Consider the following 26,899-nt stretch of genomic DNA (forward strand, 5'->3'; position numbering starts at 1 on the left):
GGATGAAATGGGGATGTGGCTGCAGATCAGGTAACGCTTGGTATTGCAGTTTGCTGTTTTCCACCTAGCGGAAAACACATTTGCCGAACAGACATTTGTTTTCCGATTCAATCGCAGTAGTCTCACCCCCACTGAGCGAACACATAAATTCAATAAAGGTTGACCTCATGTCGAATCACCCAACCGCGGCGCGTGCGTCGTCGAAAATACTCTGGCGTATCGCGGCCATTACAACCATGGGTTCGCTGGCGTTTGGCTACGACACTGGGGTCATCTCCGGTGCATTACCTTTCATGGCCCTCGATGCCAGCCAGGGTGGCCTGGGGCTCAATCCCGTATCCGAAGGCCTGGTCGCCTCGGCGCTGATTTTTGGCGGAGCCTTTGGTGCCTTGTTTGCCGGCCATTTGTCTGACCGTTATGGCCGCCTGGGCGTACTCAAGGCGCTGGCGGTGCTCTTTGCACTGGCCGCGCTGGGCACCGCCGTGGCGCCGACACTATGGACCATGGTTGCCACTCGCTTCATGCTGGGCATTGCTGTCGGCGGTGCTTCTGCCACCGTTCCGGTCCTGATCGCCGAACTGGCCGCGCCGCGTCATCGTGGGAGGCTGGTATGTCAGAGCGAGGTCATGATTGTTTCCGGGCAGTGCCTGGCCTACATCGCCAGTGCGAGTCTGGCGCACTTGTTCGACAGCCCCCTGACGTGGCGTTTCATGCTGTCAATTTCGCTGATCCCGGCCGTATTGCTCTATGTCGGTATGCGATTCGTGCCGGCATCGCCCCGCTGGCTGGTGGGTAAAGGTCGGGTTGATGAGGCGAAATCCATCCTTGAGGGCATCCGCGACACGCAGGCTGAGGTGGACGGCGAGCTGAAAGAAATCGTCGAGCAGCATGCCAAGGAGCAACACCATGGCACTGGCCTCAGTGCATTGAAAGAACCTTGGTTGCTCAAGTTGCTGGGCATTGGTATCGCCCTGGGCTTTGTCCTGCAGTTCACCGGGGTCAATGCCTTTGTCTATTTCACACCGATGATTCTCAAGGAAACCGGCATGGGCACCCATGCGGCGTTGATTGCAACCATCGGCAATGGTGTGGTCTCGGTGATTGCGGCCTTGATTGGCATGTGGCTGATCAATCGCATGGGGCGTCGCTCGATGCTGTTGATGGGACTGATTGTGGTGGTACTGGCGCAAATCTTCCTCGGTATCGTGATCAACTTTATGCCGCACTCCCTGATGCAGAGTTACATGGCCCTGTCCGGTGTACTGGTGTTCCTGTTCTTTATGCAGATGTGCATCGGCCCCGTGTACTGGTTGCTGATGTCGGAACTGTTTCCCAACCACGTCCGGGGTTTGATGAACGGTATTGCGGTCGCTACGTTCTGGGTGTTCAACGCCATCGTCGCCTTCCTGTTTCCGGTGTTGCTCAGCGAGATGGGCGGCATGACTTTCTTCCTCTTCGCCGTGATCAATATTGGCTCGATCATCTTCTGCACCCTGTGGCTGCCGGAGACCAAAGGCATGACCCTGGAACAGATCGAGCAGTTCATGGAGCAGCGCCTGAGCGGGCGCAAGTGGCGAGCGGCCGCTACCCGCGTCAACGCCTGTTGACCCGACTGTGAAACGACTATCCGAATTCAATAATAATATTCAAGGACACTACGCCATGACTGCGTACTCGGCTACCGAGCTTCCGGTTGGCGGGCTCTTCGAAGAAGAACGCTCTGCCGAAATCGTCAATGCCCGCATCAGCGACCAGGCCAGCCCGCGCCTTCGTGAAGTGATGACGGTGTTGACCCGGCATCTGCATGCGGCAATCAAGGAAATTGAACCGACCCACGATGAGTGGTTCAAGGCCATCGAGTTTCTCACCGGTACCGGGCAGATGTGCACCGACTGGCGCCAGGAATACATCCTGCTGTCGGACGTGCTGGGTGCCACTATGCTGGTGGACGCGATCAACCACCGTCGGCCCAAGGGTGCTACGCCCAACACCATCCTTGGACCGTTCTATGTGGCTGATGCGCCACGCTACGAAAACGGCGCCAATATCTGTCTGGACGGCAAGGGCGAACCAACGCTGGTTAGCGGCAGGGTACTCGATACGGCTGGCAAGCCAGTTGCCGGGGCCACCCTGGACATCTGGCAAACCAACGACGACGGCTTCTATGACGTGCAACAAAAAGGCCTGCAGCCGGACTACAACCTGCGCGGGCTGTTTACCTCCGACGAGGATGGCTACTACGCCTTTCGCACGGTCAAGCCCCGGCACTACCCGATCCCGGCCGACGGCCCGGTGGGCAAGCTGCTGGGCAAGCTGGGACGCCACCCCCACCGCGCCGCGCATTTGCACTTTATCGTCACGGCCCCGGGCTTCGATCAGGTCATTACCCATATTTTCACTCCCGATTGCCCGTATCTGCACGAAGACACGGTGTTCGGCGTGAAAAAGGAACTGATCGCCGAGTTCACCACGCAAACCGATGAGGCCACGGCCCAACGCCATGGCTTGCAAGTACCGTTTTTGGCTGTGACCTGGGACTTCGTTCTTAATCCGGCCTGATCCATCGACCATTCATTATTCAACACCCTATAAAAGTGATCGTCATGCCCGACAAATCTGTTGAATTGCTTGCTGCTTACTGGACCCTTGCGGGTGACACCTACCCGGGTGCTCCCAGCGAAATCAGCCCTTTCTCGTTGCAGTCCCGTGCCGAGGCTGCGGCACGGGCAGGCTGGCGCGGCATGGGGCTGGTGCACGCCGACCTCGTACATAACGTCGCCAAACTGGGACTCCCTGCCATGCGCTCCATTTTTCAGGACAACGGCATCAAGCATCTGGAGGTCGAGTTCCTCACCGACTGGCACCTTGATGGCCAGCTGCGTGCGGATTCGGACAGGGTTCGTGACGAGTTGCTGGACATCGCTGGCGAGCTTGGCGCGCGCAGCCTCAAGGTTGCTGGCGGCCTGTTTGAACAAGGTGCACCTGATATTTCACGTATGCGTGATGCTTTTGCCGTGCTGTGCGACCGGGCCGGGCCCTGTGGTGTCAACGTGGTGATCGAGTTTTTGCCATTTTCCAGTGTAAACACCATTGATCGTGCCATTGCGGTAACTGAAGGCGTGCGCCCCAATGGTGGTTTGCTGGTCGATACCTGGCATGTTGCGCGAGGCGGCATGAGTTTCGACGAGATAGGCAAAATCCCCCTGGAACTGATCAAGTCCATCGAGCTGGACGACGCCAGCAATGCGGTGGTCGAGTCATTGCTCAACGACTCGACTCATCACCGCAAGCTCTGCGGCGAGGGCGACCTGGATGTACCCGAGTTTATCCAGCAGGTCGTCAATGTCGGCTATCGCGGGCCGTGGGGCGTGGAGTTGATCAGTGCCCAGTTGCGCAAGCTGCCGTTGGAAGTCGCAGCCAAAAGGGCCTTTGACACGACAATCACACAGTTTGAAAACATCAAGTTCCCGGCTTGATGCCTGAGTTAAACCTTTACCTTCTTCTTGGCTACAACAACGAACAACAGCGTTTTCAGGAGAGAAAAATATGGTGGGTATCGCAGTTCTCGGCGCCGGTCGTATCGGCAAAATTCACGCGGCCAATGTGGCAGCCAGCAAATTCGCAACATTGGTCGTTGTCGCTGACCCATTTGCCGACGCCGCAGCCAGTCTGGCCGACGAGCTTGGCGCGCAAGCCATGACTGATTGTGAAGCCGCGATTGATCGGGCCGATGTTGACGCCATCGTTATCGGCACCCCGACCCACACCCATATCAACCTGATGCTGCGTGCCGTACGTCTGGGTAAGGCGGTGTTGTGCGAAAAGCCGATCGACCTGGACATGGCCAAGAGCCTGGCGGCAGTTGCGGAAGTCGAGCGCCTGAATGGCCGTGTGATGTTGGCCTTCAACCGCCGCTTCGAAAGTACCTTTGCCCAGATGCGTGCGGCCATTGACGCCGGTGATATCGGCGAAGTGCGTCAGGTGATCATCAGCAGCCGTGACCCGGGCCTCGCTCCGGAAGACTACATCCAGCATTCGGGTGGCATTTTCCGTGACATGACCATCCATGACCTTGATATCGGCCGTTGGTTGCTGGGCGAAGAACCGTTTGAGCTGACTGCAATCGCCAGCCGCCTGATCGATCCCGCGCTGATGGAAAAGTACGACGACTACGACACCGCGATGGTGCAGATGCAAACGGCCTCCGGCAAGCAGTGCCATATCAACAACTGCCGCCAGGCTGTGTACGGCTACGACCAGCGTATCGAAGTGTTTGGCTCGACCGGCATGCTGCAGATGGATAACTTGCGCCCGACCACCATTCGCCGTTGGAGCCGGGACGCAACCGACGCCCGCGAGCCGTTGCTGAACTTCTTCCTTGAGCGTTATCAGCAAGCCTACAAGTCCGAGCTGGACGCTTATATCGATGCACTGGTGCACAAAAAACAGATGCCGATCACCGTCCAGGACGGGCTCAAGGCGCTGCAGCTGGCCGATGCTGCCCTTGAGTCGGTCAAGACCGGGTGTGCGGTCAGGCTCTGACGCTGCCTCGTTGAATCGGATGTCTGGATCAGAACCGCAGGAGAACCGTTATGCCCTACACACTTGATAGTGGTACCACCATTGGCGTGGCTTGCCTGGGGATCACACACCCGCATACGTCGGGTCGGGTAAAGGCGTTCAAACGCATGGCCGACGTGCAGTTTTTGGGGGCTTACGACGATAGCCCGCTGCTCGCACCGTTCTGTGATGCGCTGGGTCTGCAGGCCCGCAGCATGGAAGAAATCCTCGCGGATCCCAATGTGCATGTGGTACTGGTGCACCCCAAAAGCTACCTGATGGCCGAGTGGACGATTGCAGCACTCGAGGCCGGCAAGGCGGTGCTGTGCGAGAAGCCAGCGGGCCGTGGTACCCAGGACACACGGCGTATTGTCGATGCGGTCGAACGCACGGGCGGCCTGTTTCAGGTGGGCTATTGCTGGCGTTACGCGCCATCGGTGGAAAAGATGCAGCAAGTGCTGCAAAGCGGTGAAATCGGCAAGGTACTTCAAGTTCGCGCCCACGCCGGTTGCTCCCATGACGAGGCCGACACCAATCATATGAAGCAACCGGGCGATCGCGGGGGGGCTTTTTATGTGATCGGTTGCCACACCATCGACCGCATCCTGCTGCATTTCGGCAAGCCGCGCTCGGTGAATGCGCGGATCAGCAAGTTTGCTGGCCAGATGAGTGAATCGGCTCGTGAGGACGCCGTGGGCGCAGTGCTCAATTACGATGACAAGCTGATCACCATCGACTTTATGTCCTGGGATCCGATGCCCTGGACCGAGAGCTGGGACATCACGGCCTATGGTACTCATGGCGTGATGCATTCCACGCCGATGCCGGCCTCGTACAAACTCTACCACGATGGCAAAAATGGCCATCAGCAAGGTTGGACACACTGGAACGAAAACAGCTTCCCTGAAATCTGGGCGGTGCGCAAAACCGTGTATTCCCCGGAAATCGCCGAAATCGGCAACCCGGTGTACTTCGACCGCGAGGCCGCAGCCTTCACCCGGTCGCTGCGCACCGGCAGTCCTTCGACGGTGCCTGCCTCGCAGGCGCATGACATCAACGTGATCCTCGAAGCCTTGTTCGAGTCCGCTGATGCGAACGGTCAGGAAGTCCACCTGGCCTTGTAAATCACCGCAGTCCCGGTACGCGATGTGCCTTGCGGCTCAATTTATTGAGCCGCATGGGGTGCTGCGTCCCTGAAAAAGACAACAACAAAAAACAGAGAGGACGATATGCACACGATCATCAAGCTTGTTGGCGCCGTGATACTGGGCCTGGCCGTCAGTGCCTGTTCTAAAAACGAGAGCAGTGACAAAGGCACCATCGGTATCGCCATGCCCTCAAAGGCTGAGGCGCGGTGGGTTTCAGATGGCAGCAACATTGTCGACTCACTGAAAAAGCTGGGTTATGACACTGACCTGCAATATGCCCAGTACGAAGCACCGACCCAGTTGTCGCAAATCGAAAACATGATGGTCAAGGGCGTCAAGGGTCTGATTATCGCGCCTATCGACGGCACCACGATGGCTGATGTGCTCAAGCAGGCGCGGGCGAAAGGAATCAAGATCATTTCCTATGACCGTCTGATCCGTAACTCCAAAGACTTCGATTACTACGTCACTTTCGACAACTATCGCACCGGTGTATTGCAAGGGCAGTCGATCGTGGACTCGCTGGCGCTCAAGCAGGGTAAGGGGCCGTTCAATCTGGAGATCTTTGCCGGCTCAACCGACGACAACAATGCCCATGTGGTGTATGCCGGCGTGATGTCGCAAATCAAGCCGTATATCGACAGCGGCCAACTGGTGGTGCGCAGCGGCCAGCAAGACATGGACAAGGTCGCCACCCTCAACTGGGACGGTGCCCTGGCCCAGGCGCGCATGGATAACCTGCTCAGCGCGTTCTACAGCACTGCCCATCTGGATGCGGTTCTGGCAATGAATGACCAGGTCGCCAATGGCGTGGTGTCATCCCTGCGTGGCGTGGGCTACGGCAGCGGCAAGTTGGCGATGCCGATCGTCACCGGTCAGGATGCGGAAATCTCCAGTATCAAGTCGATCATTCGCGGCGACCAGAGTTCCACGATTTTCAAGGACACCCGTGCGCTGGCGCAAGCTGCAGCACAGATGATGGACGCTGAGCTGAGCGCCAGGCCGGTGGCAGTCAACGACACCACTTCTTATGACAACGGTTCGATGATCGTTCCCACCCAACTGCTGACCCCACAACTGGTCGACAGCCAGAACTGGCAGAAGGTACTGGTTGATGACACACGCTTCTACACCCTTGAGCAGCTGCACTAGTTGATTGCGTTGTCTGCGGCCAGCCGTGAGGCAGGAGAGAGAAAATGAGCCAAACGATTCTCGACATGCGCAACATCCGCAAGTGCTTCGGCCCCGTCAAGGCCTTGAGCGGGGTCAACCTGAAAGTGGGCAGCGGCGAGATCCACGCGATTTGCGGGGAAAATGGTGCGGGCAAATCGACGTTGATGAAAATTCTCAGCGGCGTTTATCCCCACGGCAGTTTCGAGGGTGAAATTCACTTCGATGGTTCGCCCAGAAGCTTTCAGGGCCTGCGCGACAGCGAGGCGCTCGGGATCTGCATCATTCACCAGGAACTGGCGCTGGTGCCCATGCTGTCGATCACCGAAAACCTGTTTCTGGGCAATGAGATTTCCCGTTGTGGCGTTATCGACTGGGACCTGGCCCACCGGCGCGCCCGTGAATTGCTGGCGCGGATCGGTCTTGATGCGCAGCCGCAAACGTTGGTGGGCAACCTCGGTATCGGCCAGCAGCAAATGGTCGAGATTGCCAAGGCGCTGGCCAAGGACGTGCGTCTGCTGATCCTCGACGAACCGACGGCCAGCCTGAATGAGAAGGACAGCGATACCTTGCTCAAACTGATGCTGGAGCTGAAGAGCCGTGGCATCACCTCGATCATCATTTCGCACAAGCTCAACGAGATTGGCCGGATCGCAGACGAGATCACCGTGATCCGTGACGGCAGTACCGTCGACGTTATCGATTGCCGTACCGGGGGTATTGATGAGGGGCGGGTTGTCCGTTCCATGGTCGGCCGCGAACTGTCGGATCGTTACCCCGTGCGAGTGGCCGACATCGGAGAGATTCTGTTCCAGGTCCAGGGCTGGTCGGTGGGTGATCCGCAATGCCCTGGGCGGGACCGGATTCGTAACATTAACTTCCATGTGCGCCGTGGCGAGGTGGTAGGGATTGCCGGTTTGATGGGGGCCGGGCGTACAGAGTTCGCCATGAGCGTATTCGGGGGGGCATGGGGGGTCAATATTCGCGGCAAGGCCCTGTTGGAGGGGCAGGAAGTCGACCTGGGGACTGTGCGCAAGGCCATCGATCAAGGCCTGGCCTATGCCACCGAGGACCGCAAGGGCGCAGGGCTGGTGCTGGGAGAAAGCATCACTCGCAACACCTCCATGGCCAATCTGGCCGCAGTGTCCAGGCGCTGGGTGATGAATGAACTGGCCGAGACCGCGGTGGCCGTCGACTACCGCTCACGTCTGCGCATTCGCAGCGCGGACGTCACCCAGTCGGTGGAAAAGCTCTCCGGTGGCAACCAGCAAAAAGTTGTATTGGCCAAGTGGCTGTTCTCCGATCCCAGGGTGTTGATCCTCGATGAGCCTACTCGCGGTATCGACGTGGGTGCCAAGTACGAGATCTACGGGGTGGTCAATCAGGTGGTCAGCGAAGGCCGGGGGGTGGTGATGATTTCTTCGGAAATGCCCGAGCTGCTTGGCACTTGTGACCGTATCTATGTGATGAACGAAGGCCGCTTTGTGGGCGAGTTTGCAATCGCCGAGGCATCGCAGGAAAAAATCATGCACGCAATCATGAACAACGAGGTGATCCAGTGAGCGAAGTCAGTCTGCCTCTCTCAGCCAAACCCAATGCCCTGACAACCTTCAAGCGCGGCGCCCGTGAATATGGCCTGCTGCTGTCGCTGATCGTGATCATGGTGTTCTTTCAGGTAGCCACGGGCGGCGCGTTGATGCAGCCCCTGAACCTGACCAACCTGTTGCTGCAAAACAGTTATATCGTGGTCATGGCGTTGGGCATGTTGATGGTGATCGTGTGTGGGCATATCGACTTGTCGGTCGGCTCGGTGGTCGGCGTGATCGGCGCGATTGCTGCGGTGCTGATGGTCCAGTACCGGCTGGATTTTTTCACCGTCACAGTGATCTGCCTGCTCACCGGTGCCTTGATCGGTGCGGGGCAGGGCTACTGGGTCGCGGTGTGGGGCATGCCGTCGTTTATCGTGACCCTGGCCGGCATGCTGATCTTTCGCGGTGCCACGATTGCGATTACCCAGGGGCAATCCATAGGGCCGTTTCCTGCAGTATTTTCGGCCATCAGCTCGGGCTTTATTCCCGATGTTTTTGTCCATGAAAACCTGCGCGTCACCTCGTTGTTGCTGGGCATTGCCGCGGCCGCACTGTTTTTTCTGATCGAATACCGCAGCCGTGCCCGCACCCGCAAAAGCGGCGGCAATGTAACGCCCATGGCCATGTTCGCACTGAAAAATGGCCTGGTAGCCGGGCTGCTCGTGTACTTCTGTTATCTGCTCTCCACTTACCGCGGAATCCCCACGGTACTGGTGATCATGAGCGTGCTGATCGGGGTGTACACCTTCATCATGAACCGCACAGTGATCGGTCGCTGGATATACGCCGTCGGGGGCAATCTCAAGGCCGCCAGGCTGTCGGGGATCAACACTTCACGGGTGACTTTCTTCGCCTTCGTCAATATGGGCGTGCTGGCGGCAGTGGCCGGGCTGATCTTCGTGGCCCGCCTCAACAGTGCTACGCCACGCGGTGGCACCGGCTTTGAACTGGATGTGATCGCTGCGGTGTTTATCGGCGGTGCCTCGGCATCCGGAGGCGTGGGCAAGGTGGTAGGGGTGGTCATCGGGGCCTTTATCATGGGTGTGTTGAACAACGGCATGTCGATCATGGGCATCGGTATCGATTACCAGCAAATGATCAAGGGCGCGGTGTTGCTGGCGGCAGTGTTCGTGGATGTTTACCAGAAAAACAAGGGTTGATGGGGCGGGTATGGATGACACTCAAGGTAGACAACAATGATCAAGCATATTGTGATGTGGAACCTGGCAGGAGACACACCGGAAAGTAATCGCCAGGCGTGCCTGCTGCTCAAGGCGCTATTTGAAGGGCTCGCCGGGCGGATACCGGGACTGCTGAAAATCGAGGTCGGGGTTGATATCAGTCGTATCGATTATGCCTGTGATGTCGTGCTCTACAGCGAGTTCGACTCGAACGAAGCATTAGCAGCCTACGCCACGCATCCGGAGCACTTGCGGGTGCGCCGGGAATTGGCTGACTCACGCATTGCCAGGCATCAGGTGGACTACGCGGTGCCTTGAACTTCTTCACGATGCAACTAAGGTCGTGGTGGCGCATTCACTGATCCGGTTGCGTGCAGTGTTTGTTCTCGAGCGTGATCCAAAGGCAGGGATACCCCTATGAAACAACCCCGTTCAACTTCCCGCAGGGCCGTCGCCATAGGCCTGCTGGCTCTGGCTATGGCAGCGCAAGCCCGTGCCGAAGACACCTGCAGCGCCCTGGCCGCCAGGGCCTTGCCCGATGCGACCATCACCGTGGCCGAGGCCATTGCCCCCGGGCAGTACCCAATGCCGCAAAACCCGCTGACCCGATTGGCGAGTTTCTCCGGCATGAACCCGGCAGGGCGCCCCGCAGTCGGGCCAAACCCGGCCTTTTGCAGGGTTGCTGCCACACTCAAGCCCAGCAGCGATTCAGATATCAAGATCGAAGTCTGGTTGCCGCTCAATGGCTGGAACGGCAAGTTACTGGGTGTCGGCAGTTTTGGCTGGGGCGGCGCGATGATGTACCCGGCCATGCTCGCCGGGCTTGAGCAGGGCTACGCCACGGCAGCGACCGATACCGGACACGACAGCAGTACTGAAGAAGGCAAGGGCGGGCAGTTCGCCCTGGGGCACCCGGAAAAACTGATCGACTATGCCTGGCGCGCCGACCACTTGATGACGGTACATGCCAAGGAACTGATCAAGGCCTACTACGGAAAACCGGCCAGCCGGGCGTACTGGATAGGCTGTTCGCTGGGCGGCCTTGAAGGTCTGATCGAAGCCAGGCGCTTTCCCGATGACTACGATGGTATCGTCGCCGGTGCGCCGCCCAACCCGCTGGTCAAGTTCAATGCCGCCCAGCTCTGGCCCGGCTGGTTGCTCGGTCGCCACCGCGATGTGAACATGACCAAGGCCAAGCTCGAGATGGTCAGCAAGGCGGCGCTCAAGGCCTGCGCCACGCCCATTGGCCTCAAGCAGGGGTTTATCGACGACCCGCAGCATTGCGATTTTGAGCCTGAACAATTGCAGTGCAAAGGCACCGAGACAGCCGACTGCCTGACGGCGGGGCAGGTAGAGCTGATGCAGCAGCTCTATCGAGGGCCGATCAACCCGCGTACCGGGGAAGTGATCTTTCCTGGCGTGGCCAAGGGCAATGAAAACCTGCTCGGTGATTTTGTCGATGGCCAAGCGTTCCCGGTGGCCCTGGACCTGTTCAAGTACGCGGCTTTCCAGGATCCGGACTGGGACTGGACGACCATGGACTGGGACAAGACCGTGAATGAGGCTGTGAACAGGCTCGGGCCCTTGTTGCACGTTGACTCCAACCTCACGGCATTTTTCGACCGGGGGGCAAAGCTACTGCTTTATGTGGGCTGGAACGATTTTCATAACGGCCAGGAGCTGATCGACTACTACCAGTCACTGCTGCGCGATTCGGGCAAGGCGGCCCGGGCCTCGGCCCGGCTGTTTCTGATCCCGGGCATGGGCCATTGTTACGGCGGTGCGGGCTGCGACACCTTTGACAAGTTGGCCATTATCGACAATTGGGTGGAGCACGGCGTAGCACCGCAGCGCATCGTCGCTTCGAAAATTGAAGACGGCAAGGTTGTGCGCACCCGCCCGCTATGTGCCTGGCCGCAGGTCGCCCGTTACGCGGGCAAGGGCGATATCGACAATGCCGACAGTTATGCCTGTGTCGAAGTAACGCAATAGTGGTGCAAAAAAACAAAGGCCTGCATGAGAAGTCTCATGCAGGCCTTTGTGTACCTTGCGCCGGCGCTATTGCGCTGGTTTCAGCGGCCTACCAGCAGTTCTGCGGCCTGATCCAGTAATGCCAACGGGTCCTTGGCCTTATGGATATCCACCGACAGCAGTTGACGAAAGCGCCTGGCGCCAGGGAACCCCTGGCCCAGCCCCAAAATATGACGCGTGATATGGTGCATTGAACCACCCGCGGCTATATGCGCTGCGATATAAGGCCGCAACAGCGTGAGCGCCTCTACCCGCGAAATGACAGGGGCAGAACTGCCAAACAGACGTTGATCGACCTCGGCCAGAATATACGGGTTGTGATAGGCCTCGCGGCCGAGCATCACACCATCAAACACCTGTAAATGTTCCTGGCATTGCTCGAGGGTCTTGATCCCGCCGTTGAGAATGATCTCCAGTTCAGGGAAATCGGTTTTCAACTGCGCGGCAACGTCATAGCGCAGAGGCGGGATATCGCGGTTTTCTTTAGGCGACAGCCCTTCGAGAATGGCAATACGCGCATGCACGGTGAAACTGGTGCAGCCTGCATCACGAACCGTACCGACGAAATCGCACAGTTGTGCATAGCTATCGCGGCCGTTGATGCCGATACGATGCTTGACCGTGACAGGGATAGCGACCGCATCGCGCATGGCCTTGACACTATCGGCCACCAGCGTCGGATGCGCCATCAGGCAGGCGCCGATCATATTGTTCTGCACCCGATCGCTGGGGCAGCCGACATTCAGGTTCACCTCGTCATACCCTGCATCCTGAGCCATGCGTGCGCAAACGGCCAAGTCAGCCGGAACACTCCCTCCCAGTTGCAAGGCCAGCGGATGCTCAGACGCGTCATGACGCAAGAAGCGCTCGGCATCACCATTGATCAGCGCACCCGTAGTGACCATTTCGGTGTACAGCAAGGCGTTTTTGGATAGCAGACGCAGAAAAAACCGACAGTGGCGATCTGTCCAGTCCATCATGGGTGCAACAGAAAACCGCCGAGACAGCGCAGCCCCTGTGTTTACTGGCTTTAAAGCAATATTCTGTACCATTGTGCTCTACGTTTTTGCAGCGTTTTTAGGGGGTAAAAGGGCGTATTTTGAAGTCGACTGGTACAATTTACCAATCAAAACAACAATTGTACCAGGCGATCATGGCCACTATCCGAGCACGCAAGCGTACTGACGGCAGCATCAGTTACACGGCACAAGTACGCCTGTTTTGCGATGGGTTGCAAGTCTACCAAGAGAGCCAGATCTTCGCCCGATAACAGACGGCCTGGCAGCTTTGGGTCGATTGCGGGACTTTGCAACAGGCAGCAATCGGACAGATGCAGCCACTCGAACAACATAACCTGAGCGCTGTTTTGCAGCGCCAAACGGTCACTTATGTTCCGCTGCCAACATTGATCTGAACTGGGAAATACTCTCTGAAGATAGCCCGGCACCTTCGAATACTGCGCAGGTGAAGCTAACGGGGGCAGGGCCTGGAGCGGTTATGATGCGGTCTGCAATCACCGCTATCGGACTGTTTCGATAAAACCCGTGACCTTCATAACCTGCAGCATTCTCTTGTAAGAAATTAGCACTGTTTGAGGTATGTGGAGTCTTGTCGAGAAGCCCGGCCCTCGCAAGTGCCAGAGTTCCCCCACAGATACCGGCAATCGTCGCTCCACTTGAACGACTGGCATGAAGAAAGTCTCGAATATCCGGTGCTTCTGCACGTTCCCAGACCATTCCCCCGATAACGACCACAACATCCGGTTTCCAGTCCAGGCATTGTTGCAAGTTACTATCGATCGTTACAGGCAGCCCGCCCTGCGAGTGGATCTGTCCCGGAGCAAAAGCGAAAAACCTGACGTCGATCCCGTAAAATGGGGACGCAGTTCCAGCTATAAAAGCATATTCCCAGTCAGCAAAACCGGGGCTCAGTAGTAAACCTATGCGTGCCATCAGTCAGAATCCTCCATGAATGCCAACACCCTATGGCGACAATAAATGGATATCAAGGGCTGCTTTGGGTCGGATAGCAGTCGCTCGCAAAAATCTGCTCTCTACCTATATATGCCAGGACTCAGCCTCGACGTAGCGGGCCAACGCACGTTTGAGGTGGTACTAACGGTCGCGGTCGGTGGCTTGGGACAACTGGTCGAGCTGCTCCACGAGCGCCTCTTCAACACAGAATGACAACACGGGCGGTGCCATGATGGAATCCTCACTCTTGAGTGTATACAGCGTATACGGGTTCTAAAGCTGCACACCCAAGTGGCTGATGAGAACAGAGGTTTCTTGTAGCTTCAGACAAACGCACCGGTGTCTCTGCAAACTACCTGCGATAGCTTATTTTCGTCCTTGGGTGCCATTAAAGCGAAAAAAGGCCAGCCACATCATGGCCAGCCTTTTTGCTTGCTTGAACCACCACCTGAAAATCAGGCTGCCTTGTTACTGATGCGAACTTCGAGTTCCAGATCTGCACTGGCCAACATATTCACCAAAGCATCCAGAGAAAATTTTTCAATTTTCCCCTTGAGCAAATCATTCAGCCTTGGCTGAGTGATATGCAGCCGCTGGGCCGCTTCTTTTTGCGATACATCCCAGGTTTTCACTACCCGCCTGATGGCTCGCATCAACTGAGAACGGACACGCAGGTTCTCGGCTTCTTCTGGCGTATCAACCAACGCATCCCAGACACTGGTAGGGCGTTCGTTTGACATACACTTTTCCTCTGATCAATCACTTGCTTACTAATTTTTGGACAACTGTTTTGCTACAAGTTCTTTTAAAAAAGTGACAGGTGTACTTTTTTTGAGTCGGGTCATAGCTAGGGCTTTACCCCTTCACCGTTGGTAAAGGGGATCGCCACGCCACCCTACGCTCAACCCAGCGATTTGTATCGGGTTCTACCCAGATCCAAATCACGCTTTTCCGTCTTTTGAGTTGTCTTGCGGAAGGCATGCAACACATAGATTGCTTCCGGCCGATTGACCACATAAAACACGCGAAAAGCCCCATCATCACATGCAATCCGGATTTCCTGAACACCCTTGCCAACGGATTTCATTGGCTTGAAGTCGTCAGGCTCTTCCCCTTCCTGCAGTAGTTCTAGCTGAAAACCTGCTCGCTTCCTAGGCACTTCAGGGAAGTCCCGCAGGTCTTGCAAGCTACTTCCAACCCACATGATTTCCTTCATTTCTCGGTTGGGCATCGCTGCACCTCCGTCTTATCAAACATTTTATGCATCTGAAAGTAGTCATCGGTCGCTTCCTCTCTGGTCAAAAATCGAACAGGCATGTTGCTCGTCTCACCTACGGATTCGCGTGTGCGAATCCACGCCTGCGAGATAAACATTATATCTGTTTTGATATAAATACAAGGTCATCTCTCATCACTGTTTTGCAGACATCAAGAGGTGGGGCCATCATGCATGCGAAATGCTCCCAGTGAGGCTACGAGTCCTTGTGCGGCTCATTTCCACGTTGGGATGCGGTCAGCCGCTTCCTGACGGTGCTGGTGAATCTGTGTAGGGATTTATTCAGATGTTGGCGAATGCCAGTTTGTCGAGTGGGCTTCATTCCTGGACATTCATCCTTTGTAGGGCCGTTGAACATTGGAGGTGAGCTTACCGAGAGATATTCAGGAGTTTCGTACGACGTTTCGCTTTCCATCTCGCGAATCATCCGAGAGAATCCCGTTCGCTTGCGCCTGCTCAAATCGGGGAATAGTCTCGGCCCATCGCTGCAAAATCAGCGGTCGGGTTTAGTAGCCCGGTGTTACCAGGCGCAATGCGCCACCTTAGCGAGGCGCTTTTTTTGGCCTTCGTTTTATGGTGGCCGTGCGCAGGGCGCCCTTGTGGCGCGCCGGTTTCCTGGTACACCGGTCTACTAACCTGCGTACGGCTGCCACCCAGTCGTTTAGTAGCGATAGGTGACAGCTCCTTTTTATGTACCAGGAGTCATCACAATGAAAAAAGTTGTCCCCGATCCCCCCTCATTGACCCTGCAAGATGCTGAACAGTGCGATTCACAGTCGCTGGACCGTGCGGCCGTCAGGCGTGCGCTCGATTATTACCTGCACGACCATAAGCCTGCTCGCCCCATAAGCACGGCTATATTTGCCATCCCGGACAGTGTCAATTCAGAAGCGGCTTTGGCCCAAGCGTCAGACTTGTTGCGCTGTGCGGTTGCTTCGGCGAGTGAGGCGGGGGATGGTTTGTGCGGGCTCGCGCGCGACCGGGTGTTGTCGGTCATGCATCTGGTGGAGCTGGCCAGGGCGTATGTCGATAAATCGCTGGACGGTGTGGCGATGCACTGATGCAGCACGCGCCTGGTTGGCGGCAGGCGCGTTATTGATCTCTGGGTATATTGGGTACTTTTCTAAAATCGCGGCAAGTTGATCGGAGCCTCCCTAGGTAGCTGACAAGCTGCCCAACAATACAAGGAAGTCAATGCTGAGTTCACTGGTATCAAATGGTCAGCAACCAACGTCGGATCAATCAGAACTGGTGGTGCCTTGGTGGAGCTTTACGAAGACCATCCTGGCTGTAACCGCCCTGTCATTAGTACGTGATGGGCGGATCGGACTGGACACCCCGATACCTGATCAGCCATTCACGTTGCGCCAACTGCTTAGGCATGAGGCAGGGCTCGCCGATTATGGTGAACTTGCAGATTATCACGCCGCCGTTGCCAACCATGAGGCTGCATGGTCAGCAGACGAAATGATGCAGCGCCTTGATGGCGCTCGGCTTCGATATACCCCCGGAACTGGATGGCGCTATTCCAATGTGGGTTACCTTCTAATAGGCAAGCTAATTGAACAACTGACTGACTTGTCGCTTGAAGAGGCAGTGGGTCGATACGCACTGACGCCTTTGGGGCTCTCGAGGGTTCGCTTCGCTAAAACGCCAGCAGACTTACAAGATACCCACCTTGGAAATACATCAAATTATGACCCCGGCTGGGTGTATCACGGCTTGTTAATCGGCCCCATTTCGCAAGCCGCACTCTTCCTCGACCGACTTTTCGCTGGGCATCTGCTCCCCACAGGCTTGCTCCAGGACATGCAGATAGCAAAGGCATTGGGTGGTTCGATTCCAGGTCGCCCATGGATTACACCGGGATACGGCCTGGGTTTAATGCGGGGTTCGATCGACGGTGGTTTTACCCTATGCGGACACACAGGGTGCGGGCCTGGCAGCGTCATTGCCGTTTACCGTATCTGCGACGGCGACACATCGGCCTGTTGCGCTGTTTTCGGCGCAGGCACCCGTGAAGGCACCGTCGAAACCCTCGCCGCCGAGCAACTGATACAAGTTTTGCGGTCGGGGGGTAAAGTCGTCTGAGTCCTTCGATGTATTGGCCGGCGATCCGCTACTTATCGTGGCGCAGCTCGCGGCTCAAGGTCTGAAGCATCTCTATATTGACGGAGGTCAGACCATCCAGGCTTTCCTCGCTGCGGGATTGATCAACGAGATCACTATTACACGCATTCCAGTGTTGTTGGGCAAAGGAATTCCTTTGTTCAGCCAGTTGGGTGGCGAGCTAAATTTAAGTCTGATTGACTCCTCAGCGTCTGATAACGGATTTGTACAGAGTCGTTACCAAGTGCTCGCCCAGGCTTGCTCAGTTGACAAAACAGGATCTGATTGCAGGGCTCTAGAGATTTGATGACTGCCCGCACGTCATTTGGTGCATAGCGACGTTCAAAGTCAGGTCGTAGCTAACCGACCCACATTTGCAGGCGCTGGCCACCACTGGCTCGATGTCTCGAGGATGTTCTTGCTCGGCTGCCACATCAGTGGGGCACTGTTAAGTTATCGGAGATGGCAAAGTTTTAGAGTGGCTGAAACGAAATGACAAAAGAAACGGCACGTTACATCTTGATCACAGGCGCGGCAGGTACCGGCACCACGACCTTGGCGGATGCTTTAGCTAAGGAACTGAGCGCAACTCACCTGGAAGCAGATGATTTTTTGTGGCTGCCCAGTAACCCGCCCTATCTGCATCTGGCAGACAAAACGCTACGAGGAGAGCGCTTGCTACATGAAATGCGCTCTCATGACCGTGCAGTGGTTGCCGGATCAGTAATGGGCTGGGGTCAACCGCTTGAGAGCGAATTTGATCTTGTGGTGTTCCTTTATCTTCCGGTTGAACTCAGATTGGAGAGGCTAGAACGTCGAGAGGTAAAACGCTTCGGTCAAGCAAAGCCGGAGTTTCTGGCTTGGGCAGCTCAGTACGATGAGGGGGGCGTCCCTGGACGTAGCCTGGCCAGGCATCAGGAATGGCTGTCTGCGCTTACCTGTACGGTCTTAAAGCTTGAAGGGGACATGTCTGTTACAGATCGGGTGCGGCAAATACGGGATGCAGTCGACGGACTGAAGCACACACCGTCAGTCATGTGAACGTGTGTTGGCTGTAGGGTTACGTCCAGCTTGCCAAGCGAGTGGAAGAGATGGGCCAGTCATTCAGCGGCACATTAAGGCAGTCAAAAAGCTCGAGGCAGTTATCCTGGATCGGCACGTTCGCAATCAAAGCATGATGATTGCCGTGCTCTCGAGCAAGACGGGCCGCACCAGAATTTTGTAGCAGTCGGCATCGAATGCCTGCCCTGTCAGTCTGGGGGCCAGTCTGGCTTCAGACTCGCAGGTATAGGTGCCGATATAGCGCCAGCTGTCCACGACGTGGTACTCCTCGATCTCGCCATGCTGCTCGTGCAATGCGATTGCGCCTGGATAGGGCCAGTGATGCACGGCCCAGCGTTCCAAGGCACTCAACAAGCGTTGGGTATGCGCCTTAGGGCTTTCTGCCCCTTTGCAGGCACCGGCGCACTTGCCTATCTGAGCCCGAAAGCAGCCCCGTCCCGTTGATTTATCCAGGCCCAGCAGGGTGTGGCAGAGCCGGTGCTCGTCCGCAATCTGCATCAGGGCTTCGGTGGCCATCCGCCGGTTACGGAAAAGCCCGTACAACTGTGGCCCGTCGCAGATGGTGGTGGTGTCGATGATTTCCAGTACCCCGTCGACAATCCGCAATGAGCACAGACGCTGTTGACGACGAAGTCGCTTGTTCTTCAAGGGTTGCAGTTCTTTGATCAGGCGGGACTCCAACAGCAGGGCACCGATTTCTCCTGCGGTTTGCTGGTACTCGATCCGTTGTGTCTGGCGCAGCATTCGGGCTTCTTCCGGCGCGCGCAGGTGGGAAAGCAGTCGGCTGCGTATATCGATGCTTTTACCGATATAGAGCGGCATGGACTCGCCAGCAGCGTAAAAGAAATACACCCCGGGTGCTCGCGGGGCGGCCTCGACCTGAGCGCGCAGGTGGGTCGGGTATGTATAAACAAGGTCGGGGCGAGCAGTAGGGGCGGGCATGGGGTGCACCTTCAAGGTGGATCAGTAGGCCTATGTACCAAGCATGGCCAATTTCAGTTCGGGGCAATGCAATTGAACACCTCACCGCGCAGCTTTTACCAATAGTCCAGGCGTGATGTGCCAGAAGCTCGCTCAATGCCTGACGCGTCAGGGTATTCAATGTCACGTATTACTGCTGTTTGTACCACGGGAGTGCTACAAAACACATCGCAAGAACGCCTTGCTCTACGAGGATTGATCAACGGGAACAGTTATTGCTTGAAGGGCTGAGGGCGGAGGGAAATGCAGACCGCGCAGATTTGTGTGCGCTGTAAGGGGGCGTAAGTTAATCAGGAATTGCGTGTTTTCGAGCGCAAGCAGTTGACCTACTCAGAACAGTTTATAGGGAGCTATCGCTTGGAAAACCTGGTCATTCGTCATGCGCAACTAACGGATGCGACGCAGCTCTGCAATGCCGAGCGTGAAACGGCCAAAACCCCCGGTTTGCTTGTCTCGCGGCCAAGTGAGTTTAACACTGCAGCCTTTGAGCGAAAAATTATTGCCCTGAAGGATGATGGCCTTTACCTGGTGGTTGAATGGAATGACCAGATTGTCGGGCATGCTTTGCTTGAGCCAATGGGGCTTGAGGCCTTTAAGCACGTTATGAGCCTGACTATCGTTGTGCATCCCGACTATGTGGGGCAGGGTATCGGCCATGTGTTGATGACGCGCTTGTTGCAGTGGGCCGGGGATCGCCCGGGGCTGGTAAAAGTCGAACTGCGGGTGCGTGAGGTCAATCGCCGTGCGAGGCACCTTTATTTGAAGTTCGGCTTTGTGGAAGAAGGTCGTCTTGAAAAGCGTATACGCCTACCCGATGGCAGTCTGATCGCGGATATCACCATGGGCTGGTTCGCACCTGAGCAGAGCTGAAGCAGCACTGGGTGGCAGCTTGATGCCCTGACGAACTTAAGCTGTCGTCTATAGTCAGAGGACCACCCTTATTCTGAGTCCTCGACCATGTTAACGCCTCGTTCACTGATTACAGCCATTACGTGTGTTGCGCTTGTTTGTGGCCCGGTCACTGCCTCGGCCGATCCAGGTAACGGGAACGGTAAAGGCAATGACAAAGGCGGTCAGCACTATGACCAGGATCATGGCAAGCAAGGTGGCCAGGGCAATAAAGGTAAAAAGTCAGGCGCTGACGACAGGGCGCATGGCCCGAGTATCAATCGTGCAGCCACGCTTGAAATCATTCACGGGCATAGAGATTACTGGAGCCGAAGCCAGGCGCTGCCGCCCGGCATCCAGAAGAATCTGGCGCGGGGCAAGCCGCTGCCGCCGGGTATTGCCAAAAAGCTGGATGGCCGACTGGCCAGCAGGCTGCCTCATTACGAGGGGTACGAATGGCAGCAGGTGGGCACGGAGTTGATTCTGGTCTCCATTGCCACCGGGTTGGTTTATGAGATTCTCAATGGTGCCTTTGATTGATGTGACGCCGTTGTGTCGATCAGTGCCTGAAACTCCGGGCTTATCCCTCGCCTAGACCCGGGAAAAGCCCGGCCAGCCGGGGCAATGTGCCAGTGTTTATCACTAAGTGGCTGTTTTTGAATAAATTTATTTAAAAAGTGCTTCCCATATCCTCAGAGTGCGGGTATATTTGCGCTCGTTCTCACAGCGAACCCTTACAGGTTCACGGCGATTGGCAACATTCGCAAGCTGCAAGGACGTTAAATGAATGCCAGGCATTCATCGCAACAACTACAGGGGCGTCGCCAAGCGGTAAGGCAGCAGGTTTTGATCCTGCCATGCGTTGGTTCAAATCCAGCCGCCCCTGCCATTTTTCAGATCTTGTCCAGCATCGGGCAAGAGTCTCCAAGCACAGCGTCAACGCCGTTCGGCCTGACGCAACCTCGCTAGTCACCCATCCCATACCAATTAATACCACTGTCTTTTTCTTGCCCATCCGGTTTGTGGCGGATCAGTCCTGCGCGTTTCTGCAGCTCAACCCATTGCCTGTGAAAGCAGTGCGTACTGATGAACACCTTCAGTGGATTGCGGGGGTGTGCCGAGGGCCATTTGGCTCACCCGGTCTACTGGGCCCAGGCCGGCCCGCGTCAGCCATTCACACAGACCGCTGTTATGTGGCACATCGATACGCACAAACTGGCCAGGGATCCGTGAGAGCAGGGTGGCGATCAGGTGCCTGGCCTGCCGGGGATTTTGGGCAATCACCGGGCCAATGCAATGGCCCTTTCCGGCGCGGCGCAACAGGGCAAACGCCTGTAACTGGCCACCGCACTCGATACCGGCCGTGTGTTCGATAGTGTCGTGCAGATGGGCGAAAATGGCACTGCGATCCAGCCCGCTGCCAGCGTTGGCCAGTGCCAGTTGCCGTGCCTGATCCTCTGCGTTGAGGCTGCGGCAGTGTTCGTCTGCGGCCAGCGGTTCAAGGGCCATACATTGTGCCGGGCCCTGGCGCTGCTCGAGGGTGCCGAACTCGATAAAGCCCTGGCTCAGATACAGCGGTGCGCCTGCCGCCGAGGCATTGAGGATCGCCGTGGCCGGCTTGCAGGCCTCGAGCGCCAGCTCCATCAATCGGCGGCCAACACCCTGGCCCTGATAATCGGGGCTGACCACCACCAGGCCAATGGTTGCAAACGCACCTTGTGGGCAGGCGAACGCCGTGCCGATCAAGCGCTCACCTTCGCAGGCCACAAAGCCTTTGCACAACCGGTGCAACAACGCCCAGTCTTCCAGGCGATGGGGCCAGTTCAGTTGCGCGGACAACCTGTGGGCGGCGGGCAAGTCGGCCCGGGTCATGGCGCGGTAGGTGAAGGCAGCCTGTTGCGGCGCGGGCATGATGAAACTCCTGGAACATGTGCGCACTATCTACAGGTATTGCCGCCGCGCTTTCAACCCCCGTGTGCGACCTCATGCCTGGCCGACATGATGCTCGCCACCTGACGTGGCTGGCAGTTGAGGTAGGCCGAGGATTGCAGCCATTGCTGGTCGGGGTACCAGGCAAACATGAACTGGCCATTTTTGAGTTTATCTACGACCTGACGCGCCACTTGCGGGCGGACCGCCGGGCAGCCGAGGCTGCGGCCGATGCGGCCCTGGGTTTTGCTCCACAGCGGGTTCACGTAATTGGCGGGGTGGATCACGATCGCCCGTTCACGGGCCTGGTCATTGATGCCGGGCTCAAGGCCGTCCATGCGCAATGAGTAACCATGGCTGCCCACATAGCTTTCCTGGGTGCTGAACAGGCCGAGACTGGACTGGTTGCTGCCTTCGGTATTGGAGAAACTGGTGGCGAAGTTCTCGCCGGATTGTTTTCCGTGGGCCACCAGATCACGCAGAACCAATGTCTTGCGGGTCAGGTCAAAGATCCAGAGACGGCGAGCGGTTGAAGGTTGCGAGAAGTCGATTACCGCCAGATGCCGAGCCTGTTTGGCTCCGTTATTGACCGCACACTGCATGGCGCTGAGGGCGCTTTTCAGGGCCTGGGGGTTGAGTTCCGGGGCGGCATGGCTGAGCTTGTTGAGCAAGAGCGGATTAGCAGCGTAGGCAGTAGTGCAGGTTGCGCTTAAGGCGATGGCTGCAAAGCAAAAACGGCGTAAAAAGTTGAGCATGATTTGCGTATTCTCGATGTAGTCAGACCAGTAATGCTGCGCCGATAACTTGGCGCTTGGGTTTTAACTGCTAGCCTGTGGGTTTGCCGTGACCGCTGATTGAGCTGAAGTTAAAGATGACGGCCCATAATTGGAGTAAAGCAGTTGTTCAAAAAACGCGCATTTTACTTGAGCATTGCCTTGCTGACTGTGCCACTGGTCGCTGTAGCCGATCCCCTACAGGCAGACACCACAAGCCCGGTACAACAAGCGCTCAGCCAACTGCCGCAAGCCTGTCCGGTCCTGGCGCCACGGGTCAATGCACCGATGCTGCGAATGCTGCAGGGGTTTTATCAGGGGCAGAATGACCAGCCGGTATGGTCGGTCAATGGCCGTTTGAGCGCCCTGCAAGGGGAGCTTGCGCAGTTGGCGGATGACGGTCTGGACCCCGACACCTACAAACTGCCTGTCGCTGGTGATCTGTGTGCCGATATCGGGATCAGCCAGCAGTATCTGCAAGCCTTGCAGGACCTGCACTATGGTCGCCTGCAGCAGTCGCGGTTCGAGCCGGTATGGCATGCCAGTGAGGTTGCACAAGACCGCCAGGCCCGCATCCTGGCCTTTGCCGGACCGGGCCTGGCGGACTTGCCCCGGGCTTTTGAACAGGCGCGCCCGCAAAACGAGCTGTATCAAAACCTGCGTCGGGTCTATGCCCGCCAGCGTCAGCAACCCTTGCCACAATGGCAACCACTGGCCAGCGGGCCGTTGCTGCGTCCGGGGGCTGAGGATGCGCGGGTGCCCGAGCTGGCCCGGCGGCTGGTCAGTGAAGGCTATCTCAACGCGATGCCGTTGACGGTCGATCATCATTACAGCAATGAGCTGGTGGCAGCGGTGAAGAGCTTTCAGCTCGATCACTCCTTGCAGGCTGATGGAGTCGTCGGTGCGGGCACCTTGAAAGAACTGAATATCAGCCCCCGTGAGCGGCGCGAACAGCTGCGCATCAATCTGGAGCGCTTTCGCTGGATAGCCCAGGATCTGGAGCCCGATATCCTGCTGGTCAATGTGCCCGCAGCGCAACTGACCGTGTACCGCAACGGTGTGCCGGTGTGGCAGACACGCACCCAGGTCGGTCGTGCCGAGCGCCAGACCCCGCTGCTCAAGTCCCGGGTCAATCGCCTTACGCTCAACCCGACCTGGACCATTCCGCCGACCATCTTTCGTGAAGACAAACTGCCGCAGATCCGTCGCGACCCGTCTTTCCTCAGCCGTCAGGACCTGCAGATTGTGGACAGCAACGGCCAGCCGCTGGCGGCTCAGGATATCGACTGGGATCGACCGGGCAACATCCTGCTGCGCCAGGGCGCGGGGCCGAGGAACCCGTTGGGCCGAATTGCCATCCGCTTCCCCAATCCGTTCTCGGTGTACCTCCACGACACCCCTAGCCAGGCCTTGTTCAGCAAGGGGCCACGCGCTTTCAGTTCGGGTTGCGTGCGGGTTGAAGCGGTGTTCCAGCTGCGTGACTTGCTGGTGACACCTGCCGAAAAAGTCCGTAGCGAGGAGCTGTTGGGTACCGGGCTGACCCATGAGTTCAGGCTGTCGAACCCGACACCGATCCTGATGACTTACTGGACCGCCCAGGCAAACAAGGACGGCAAGGTGACCTATGCACCGGATATCTACAATCATGACCCGGCATTGATTGCGGCACTGGCCAGCAAAAAATAATTCGGCCATTGCGGACTTTCGTAGCAGCTGACGAACGCAGCCTCGCTCCGCTCGTCAGCTGCTACATAGTCTTGGGCAACTTGCCTCATCTGCAGGCGAGCCACTAGTATCCAGCTCCCGATTGTCGACCCTGAGAGCCCCCATGAGCTGCTGGCCCGATTCGCGTTTCACCGATCTGCTGGGTATCGCCCACCCCCTGATTCAGGCACCGATGCTGGGCGCTGGCGCCGATATCATGATCGGCGTGGCACAGGCCGGGGGGCTGGCCTCACTGGCCTGTGCCACGTTGAGCCTGGAGGCCATCCGCAGCGAGGTGGCAACCTTTCGGGCTGCCTGCGACCAGCCGCTCAACCTGAACTTTTTCTGCCATCAGCCTCCGGAGTACGACGAGGCTGCCATCGAGCAGTGGAAGTCGCTGTTCAAGGCCTATTACAGCGAGCTCGGCGCCGATTATGACGCGCCCACTCCGATATCCAGCCGCGCGCCTTTCGATGAAGCCACCTGCGCCCTGGTCGAGGAATTGCGCCCCGAAGTGGTGAGTTTTCACTTTGCCCTGCCGGCACCGGAGCTGGTGGCCAGGGTCAAGGCCTGTGGGGCCAGGGTGCTCAGTTCGGCCACGACGGTTGACGAGGCGCAATGGCTGGAACACCACGGCTGTGACGCAATTATCGCCATGGGCTATGAAGCGGGCGGTCATCGGGCGATGTTCCTGCATCGTGAGCTGACCACGCAAATCGGCACCTTCGCTCTGGTGCCGCAAATCGTCGATGCCGTGTCAGTGCCGGTGATTGCTGCAGGCGGCATCGCCGATGCGCGAGGGATCGCGGCGGCGTTTGCACTTGGCGCCAGTGCCGTGCAAATCGGCACTGCTTACCTGTTTTGCCCTGAAGCAAAGCTGGCCAGGGCTCATCACCGTGCGTTGCGCGAGGCTCAGGCCAGTGATACCGCGCTGACCAATCTGTTTACCGGGCGGCCAGCACGGGGCATCGTCAATCGGGTCATGCGCGAACTGGGCCCGCTCAATCCCCAGGCCCCGGCTTTTCCGTTGGCCGGTGGTGTGCTGCTGCCGCTCAAGGCCAAATCCGGGGCTGACAGCGGCGACTTTATCAACCTGTGGGCGGGCCAGGCTTTCCCCCTGAGCCCCGGGCGCATGGCCGAGCTGACGTCGTATGAGCTGACACGCAAATTTATCGACGATTATGCCGCCCGCTCTACATGCCTATAGCAATTTTGCCCGGCATGGCTGGCGGTGCGAATCAGCAACATGATTGCACCTGCCACCGGCAGGCTTACCAGCAGTAATGCATAGCGCAGCGATTCAATACCGAAAGCCGGCTGCAGGGCATCGCTGAGCAAACCGGCCAGCAACGGCCCCAGGCCAATCCCCAGCAGGGTCGAAATAATGGTCTGCAAGGCCATCGCCGTACCCCGGCGGTTGGCCGGGACCAGTTGGGTGATCAGATTGAACGACGGCGCGACCCACCACACCGAAAAAAAGCTGTAGAGCGCGCACAGCAGCATCGCACTGGGCACCGGTACGCTGCCCACCTGCAGCCACACTGTGTTTGGCCACAGCAGGTAGGCGAACAGCGCACTGAGCGCTGTCACATGCCCTATGACCGGAATGCCCACTTGCCAGTGCGGGTTGCGCCGGGTCAGGTGGTCACTCAGCCAGCCGCTGAACAAGGCGCCGATCCCGGCAAAGCCGCCACAGATAAAACCCGCCAGCACCCCGGCATGTTGCAGTGACAAACCGTGGGAGCGCACCAGAAAGCTGGTGTTCCACATGCCGATTGCATATGAGCCCAGGGTGGTCAAACCCCCCGCCATCACCAGGCAACGGTAAGCGGGCAGGGCCCAGAGTTTGCGTGCCTCGCTGCCCATGCTCTGCAGGGGGTGAGCCGCGTGGGCGCTGGCCAGGTCCCAGCGGCCACGCGCCGGGTCCTTCACCACAAAGGCCAGCAGCGTGGAGAACATCAGCGCCGGCATGCCGATCACGATAAACGCGGTGCGCCAGCCATAGTGCTCAACCACCCAGGCGCCAAGGCTGAGGCCGATCACTGCGGAGAAGGTCGGTGCCGCCGTGAAGCAGCTGATGGCAAACGATCGGCGATGGGGCGGGTAGAGGTCGGCAATGATCGACATCGATGTCGAGGTGGTCGGCGACTCGCTCACCGCCACAGCCATGCGTGCCAGGGCGAGCATCCAGAAGCTCACTGCCAGCCCGCACAACATGGTTGCCACGGCCCACAGCAAACAGGCGATGGCCAATAAGCGGGTGCGTACCATACGGTCGGCCAGGCGACCGGCAGGCAGGGCAAGCAGGGCGAATACCGCGGCAAAGGCCAGGCCGGAAATCAGCCCCATCGCTGTGTCACTGACGCCGAACTCGGCTTTGATCGGCTCAATCATCACTGCCAGAATCTGGCGCCCGACAAAGTTGTCGGCAAACACCGCTGCCAGCAATAACAGCAAAGCATGGCTGCGCCAGCCGACATGAGTGTTGGACATGGTGGGTTTCCTGTGAGGTAAAAACGCCGAAG

At 57.6% G+C, this 26,899-nt stretch carries 26 protein-coding genes, 1 tRNA gene and 2 pseudogenes; 20 read left to right on the top strand and 9 right to left on the bottom strand.

Features of this window, described 5'->3' with window-relative positions; all coding sequences use genetic code 11:
- The first annotated feature begins 167 nt into the window (after positions 1–167).
- The 10 genes from EQV96_RS00350 (at position 168) to EQV96_RS00395 (ending at position 11,640) form a co-directional block, all read left to right on the top strand.
- Positions 168–1,607, top strand: coding sequence for a sugar porter family MFS transporter (locus EQV96_RS00350; protein WP_095000044.1), 1,440 nt, complete (start codon positions 168–170; stop codon positions 1,605–1,607).
- A 55-nt stretch (positions 1,608–1,662) separates the two neighbouring features.
- The gene (locus tag EQV96_RS00355; protein WP_095000045.1) at positions 1,663–2,559 is read left to right on the top strand and encodes an intradiol ring-cleavage dioxygenase; all 897 of its coding nucleotides are present in this window, start codon (positions 1,663–1,665) and stop codon (positions 2,557–2,559) included.
- A gap of 44 nt (positions 2,560–2,603) precedes the next feature.
- Positions 2,604–3,476 carry a sugar phosphate isomerase/epimerase gene (locus tag EQV96_RS00360; RefSeq protein ID WP_095000046.1) on the top strand — a complete coding sequence of 291 codons (873 nt, stop codon included), beginning with the start codon at positions 2,604–2,606 and terminating at the stop codon, positions 3,474–3,476.
- Positions 3,477–3,546: 70 nt separating this feature from the next.
- A complete protein-coding gene (iolG, locus tag EQV96_RS00365; protein ID WP_240881006.1) occupies positions 3,547–4,542 on the top strand; it encodes an inositol 2-dehydrogenase in 996 nt (331 codons plus the stop codon).
- Positions 4,543–4,592: 50 nt separating this feature from the next.
- Positions 4,593–5,684: a Gfo/Idh/MocA family oxidoreductase gene (locus tag EQV96_RS00370; RefSeq protein ID WP_240881008.1), complete on the top strand. Its 1,092-nt coding sequence runs from the start codon at positions 4,593–4,595 to the stop codon at positions 5,682–5,684.
- 105 nt (positions 5,685–5,789) lie between these two features.
- The gene (gene chvE, locus EQV96_RS00375) at positions 5,790–6,860 is read left to right on the top strand and encodes a multiple monosaccharide ABC transporter substrate-binding protein (protein ID WP_095000610.1); all 1,071 of its coding nucleotides are present in this window, start codon (positions 5,790–5,792) and stop codon (positions 6,858–6,860) included.
- Between the two features lie 44 nt (positions 6,861–6,904).
- Positions 6,905–8,440 (top strand): multiple monosaccharide ABC transporter ATP-binding protein, encoded by a 1,536-nt coding sequence (mmsA, locus tag EQV96_RS00380; RefSeq protein ID WP_240881009.1) that lies wholly within the window; start codon positions 6,905–6,907, stop codon positions 8,438–8,440.
- Positions 8,437–9,627, top strand: a complete 1,191-nt coding sequence (mmsB, locus tag EQV96_RS00385; protein ID WP_346769595.1) for a multiple monosaccharide ABC transporter permease — start codon at positions 8,437–8,439, stop codon at positions 9,625–9,627. Before mmsA ends, mmsB begins: the two co-directional genes overlap by 4 nt.
- Before the next feature lie 36 nt (positions 9,628–9,663).
- Positions 9,664–9,966, top strand: coding sequence for a Dabb family protein (locus EQV96_RS00390; RefSeq protein WP_095000051.1), 303 nt, complete (start codon positions 9,664–9,666; stop codon positions 9,964–9,966).
- Between the two features lie 99 nt (positions 9,967–10,065).
- Positions 10,066–11,640 carry a tannase/feruloyl esterase family alpha/beta hydrolase gene (locus EQV96_RS00395; protein WP_240881010.1) on the top strand — a complete coding sequence of 525 codons (1,575 nt, stop codon included), beginning with the start codon at positions 10,066–10,068 and terminating at the stop codon, positions 11,638–11,640.
- An 80-nt stretch (positions 11,641–11,720) separates the two neighbouring features.
- Here the strand turns inward: EQV96_RS00395 and dusA are convergent, their stop codons facing one another.
- On the bottom strand, positions 11,721–12,731 hold the full coding sequence (gene dusA / locus EQV96_RS00400; protein ID WP_240881013.1) for a tRNA dihydrouridine(20/20a) synthase DusA: 1,011 nt from the start codon (positions 12,729–12,731) through the stop codon (positions 11,721–11,723).
- Positions 12,732–12,832: 101 nt separating this feature from the next.
- Between dusA and EQV96_RS23290 the strand changes: the two are divergent.
- Positions 12,833–12,946, top strand: a pseudogene (locus EQV96_RS23290) (integrase); the annotation flags it as partial.
- Positions 12,947–13,061: 115 nt separating this feature from the next.
- Here the strand turns inward: EQV96_RS23290 and EQV96_RS00405 are convergent.
- From EQV96_RS00405 to EQV96_RS00420, 4 genes and pseudogenes are all read right to left on the bottom strand, one after another.
- Complete coding sequence (locus EQV96_RS00405) at positions 13,062–13,631, bottom strand: DJ-1/PfpI family protein (RefSeq protein WP_095032358.1); 570 nt, start codon at positions 13,629–13,631, stop codon at positions 13,062–13,064.
- 165 nt (positions 13,632–13,796) lie between these two features.
- Positions 13,797–13,883, bottom strand: a pseudogene (locus EQV96_RS00410) (transcriptional regulator); the annotation flags it as partial.
- 224 nt (positions 13,884–14,107) lie between these two features.
- Complete coding sequence (locus EQV96_RS00415) at positions 14,108–14,392, bottom strand: XRE family transcriptional regulator (protein WP_095018471.1); 285 nt, start codon at positions 14,390–14,392, stop codon at positions 14,108–14,110.
- 161 nt (positions 14,393–14,553) lie between these two features.
- The gene (locus EQV96_RS00420) at positions 14,554–14,883 is read right to left on the bottom strand and encodes a type II toxin-antitoxin system RelE/ParE family toxin (protein WP_095018472.1); all 330 of its coding nucleotides are present in this window, start codon (positions 14,881–14,883) and stop codon (positions 14,554–14,556) included.
- Between the two features lie 755 nt (positions 14,884–15,638).
- On the opposite strand from EQV96_RS00420, the gene EQV96_RS00425 reads away from it, so the two are divergent.
- From EQV96_RS00425 to EQV96_RS00440, 4 genes are all read left to right on the top strand, one after another.
- Positions 15,639–15,989: a DUF3077 domain-containing protein gene (locus EQV96_RS00425; RefSeq protein WP_095018473.1), complete on the top strand. Its 351-nt coding sequence runs from the start codon at positions 15,639–15,641 to the stop codon at positions 15,987–15,989.
- Between the two features lie 133 nt (positions 15,990–16,122).
- Positions 16,123–17,019 carry a serine hydrolase domain-containing protein gene (locus tag EQV96_RS00430; RefSeq protein WP_095018474.1) on the top strand — a complete coding sequence of 299 codons (897 nt, stop codon included), beginning with the start codon at positions 16,123–16,125 and terminating at the stop codon, positions 17,017–17,019.
- 13 nt (positions 17,020–17,032) lie between these two features.
- Positions 17,033–17,344 (top strand): dihydrofolate reductase family protein, encoded by a 312-nt coding sequence (locus tag EQV96_RS00435; protein ID WP_262372257.1) that lies wholly within the window; start codon positions 17,033–17,035, stop codon positions 17,342–17,344.
- A 185-nt stretch (positions 17,345–17,529) separates the two neighbouring features.
- Positions 17,530–18,078, top strand: a complete 549-nt coding sequence (locus EQV96_RS00440; RefSeq protein ID WP_153326626.1) for an AAA family ATPase — start codon at positions 17,530–17,532, stop codon at positions 18,076–18,078.
- Between the two features lie 126 nt (positions 18,079–18,204).
- Here the strand turns inward: EQV96_RS00440 and EQV96_RS00445 are convergent, their stop codons facing one another.
- The gene (locus EQV96_RS00445; RefSeq protein ID WP_095018476.1) at positions 18,205–19,041 is read right to left on the bottom strand and encodes an endonuclease; all 837 of its coding nucleotides are present in this window, start codon (positions 19,039–19,041) and stop codon (positions 18,205–18,207) included.
- A 396-nt stretch (positions 19,042–19,437) separates the two neighbouring features.
- Here EQV96_RS00445 and EQV96_RS00450 point away from each other — a divergent pair, with 396 nt between their 5' ends.
- The 3 genes from EQV96_RS00450 (at position 19,438) to EQV96_RS00460 (ending at position 20,857) form a co-directional block, all read left to right on the top strand.
- Positions 19,438–19,950, top strand: a complete 513-nt coding sequence (locus EQV96_RS00450) for a GNAT family N-acetyltransferase (protein WP_240881015.1) — start codon at positions 19,438–19,440, stop codon at positions 19,948–19,950.
- 87 nt (positions 19,951–20,037) lie between these two features.
- Entirely contained in the window at positions 20,038–20,508 is a 471-nt protein-coding gene (locus tag EQV96_RS00455; protein WP_095032534.1) for an anti-virulence regulator CigR family protein, read from the top strand.
- Between the two features lie 274 nt (positions 20,509–20,782).
- Positions 20,783–20,857: transfer RNA gene (locus EQV96_RS00460), tRNA-Gln, on the top strand.
- A gap of 164 nt (positions 20,858–21,021) precedes the next feature.
- Here the strand turns inward: EQV96_RS00460 and EQV96_RS00465 are convergent.
- Both EQV96_RS00465 and EQV96_RS00470 read right to left on the bottom strand, forming a co-directional pair.
- Positions 21,022–21,879, bottom strand: coding sequence for a GNAT family N-acetyltransferase (locus EQV96_RS00465; protein WP_240881017.1), 858 nt, complete (start codon positions 21,877–21,879; stop codon positions 21,022–21,024).
- Positions 21,880–21,932: 53 nt separating this feature from the next.
- A complete protein-coding gene (locus tag EQV96_RS00470; protein WP_095000062.1) occupies positions 21,933–22,652 on the bottom strand; it encodes a murein L,D-transpeptidase catalytic domain family protein in 720 nt (239 codons plus the stop codon).
- A 144-nt stretch (positions 22,653–22,796) separates the two neighbouring features.
- Here EQV96_RS00470 and EQV96_RS00475 point away from each other — a divergent pair, with 144 nt between their 5' ends.
- Positions 22,797–24,356 (top strand): L,D-transpeptidase family protein, encoded by a 1,560-nt coding sequence (locus EQV96_RS00475; RefSeq protein WP_240881019.1) that lies wholly within the window; start codon positions 22,797–22,799, stop codon positions 24,354–24,356.
- Between the two features lie 142 nt (positions 24,357–24,498).
- Positions 24,499–25,581: a nitronate monooxygenase gene (locus EQV96_RS00480; RefSeq protein ID WP_240881020.1), complete on the top strand. Its 1,083-nt coding sequence runs from the start codon at positions 24,499–24,501 to the stop codon at positions 25,579–25,581.
- On the opposite strand, the gene EQV96_RS00485 is transcribed toward EQV96_RS00480, so the two are convergent.
- Entirely contained in the window at positions 25,554–26,867 is a 1,314-nt protein-coding gene (locus tag EQV96_RS00485) for an MFS transporter (RefSeq protein ID WP_240881021.1), read from the bottom strand. The two genes, EQV96_RS00480 and EQV96_RS00485, sit on opposite strands and share 28 nt — an antisense overlap.
- Between the last annotated feature and the right edge of the window lie 32 nt (positions 26,868–26,899).

This window comes from Pseudomonas sp. TMW22080 (assembly GCF_022496745.1).
GTDB lineage: Bacteria > Pseudomonadota > Gammaproteobacteria > Pseudomonadales > Pseudomonadaceae > Aquipseudomonas > Aquipseudomonas bubulae.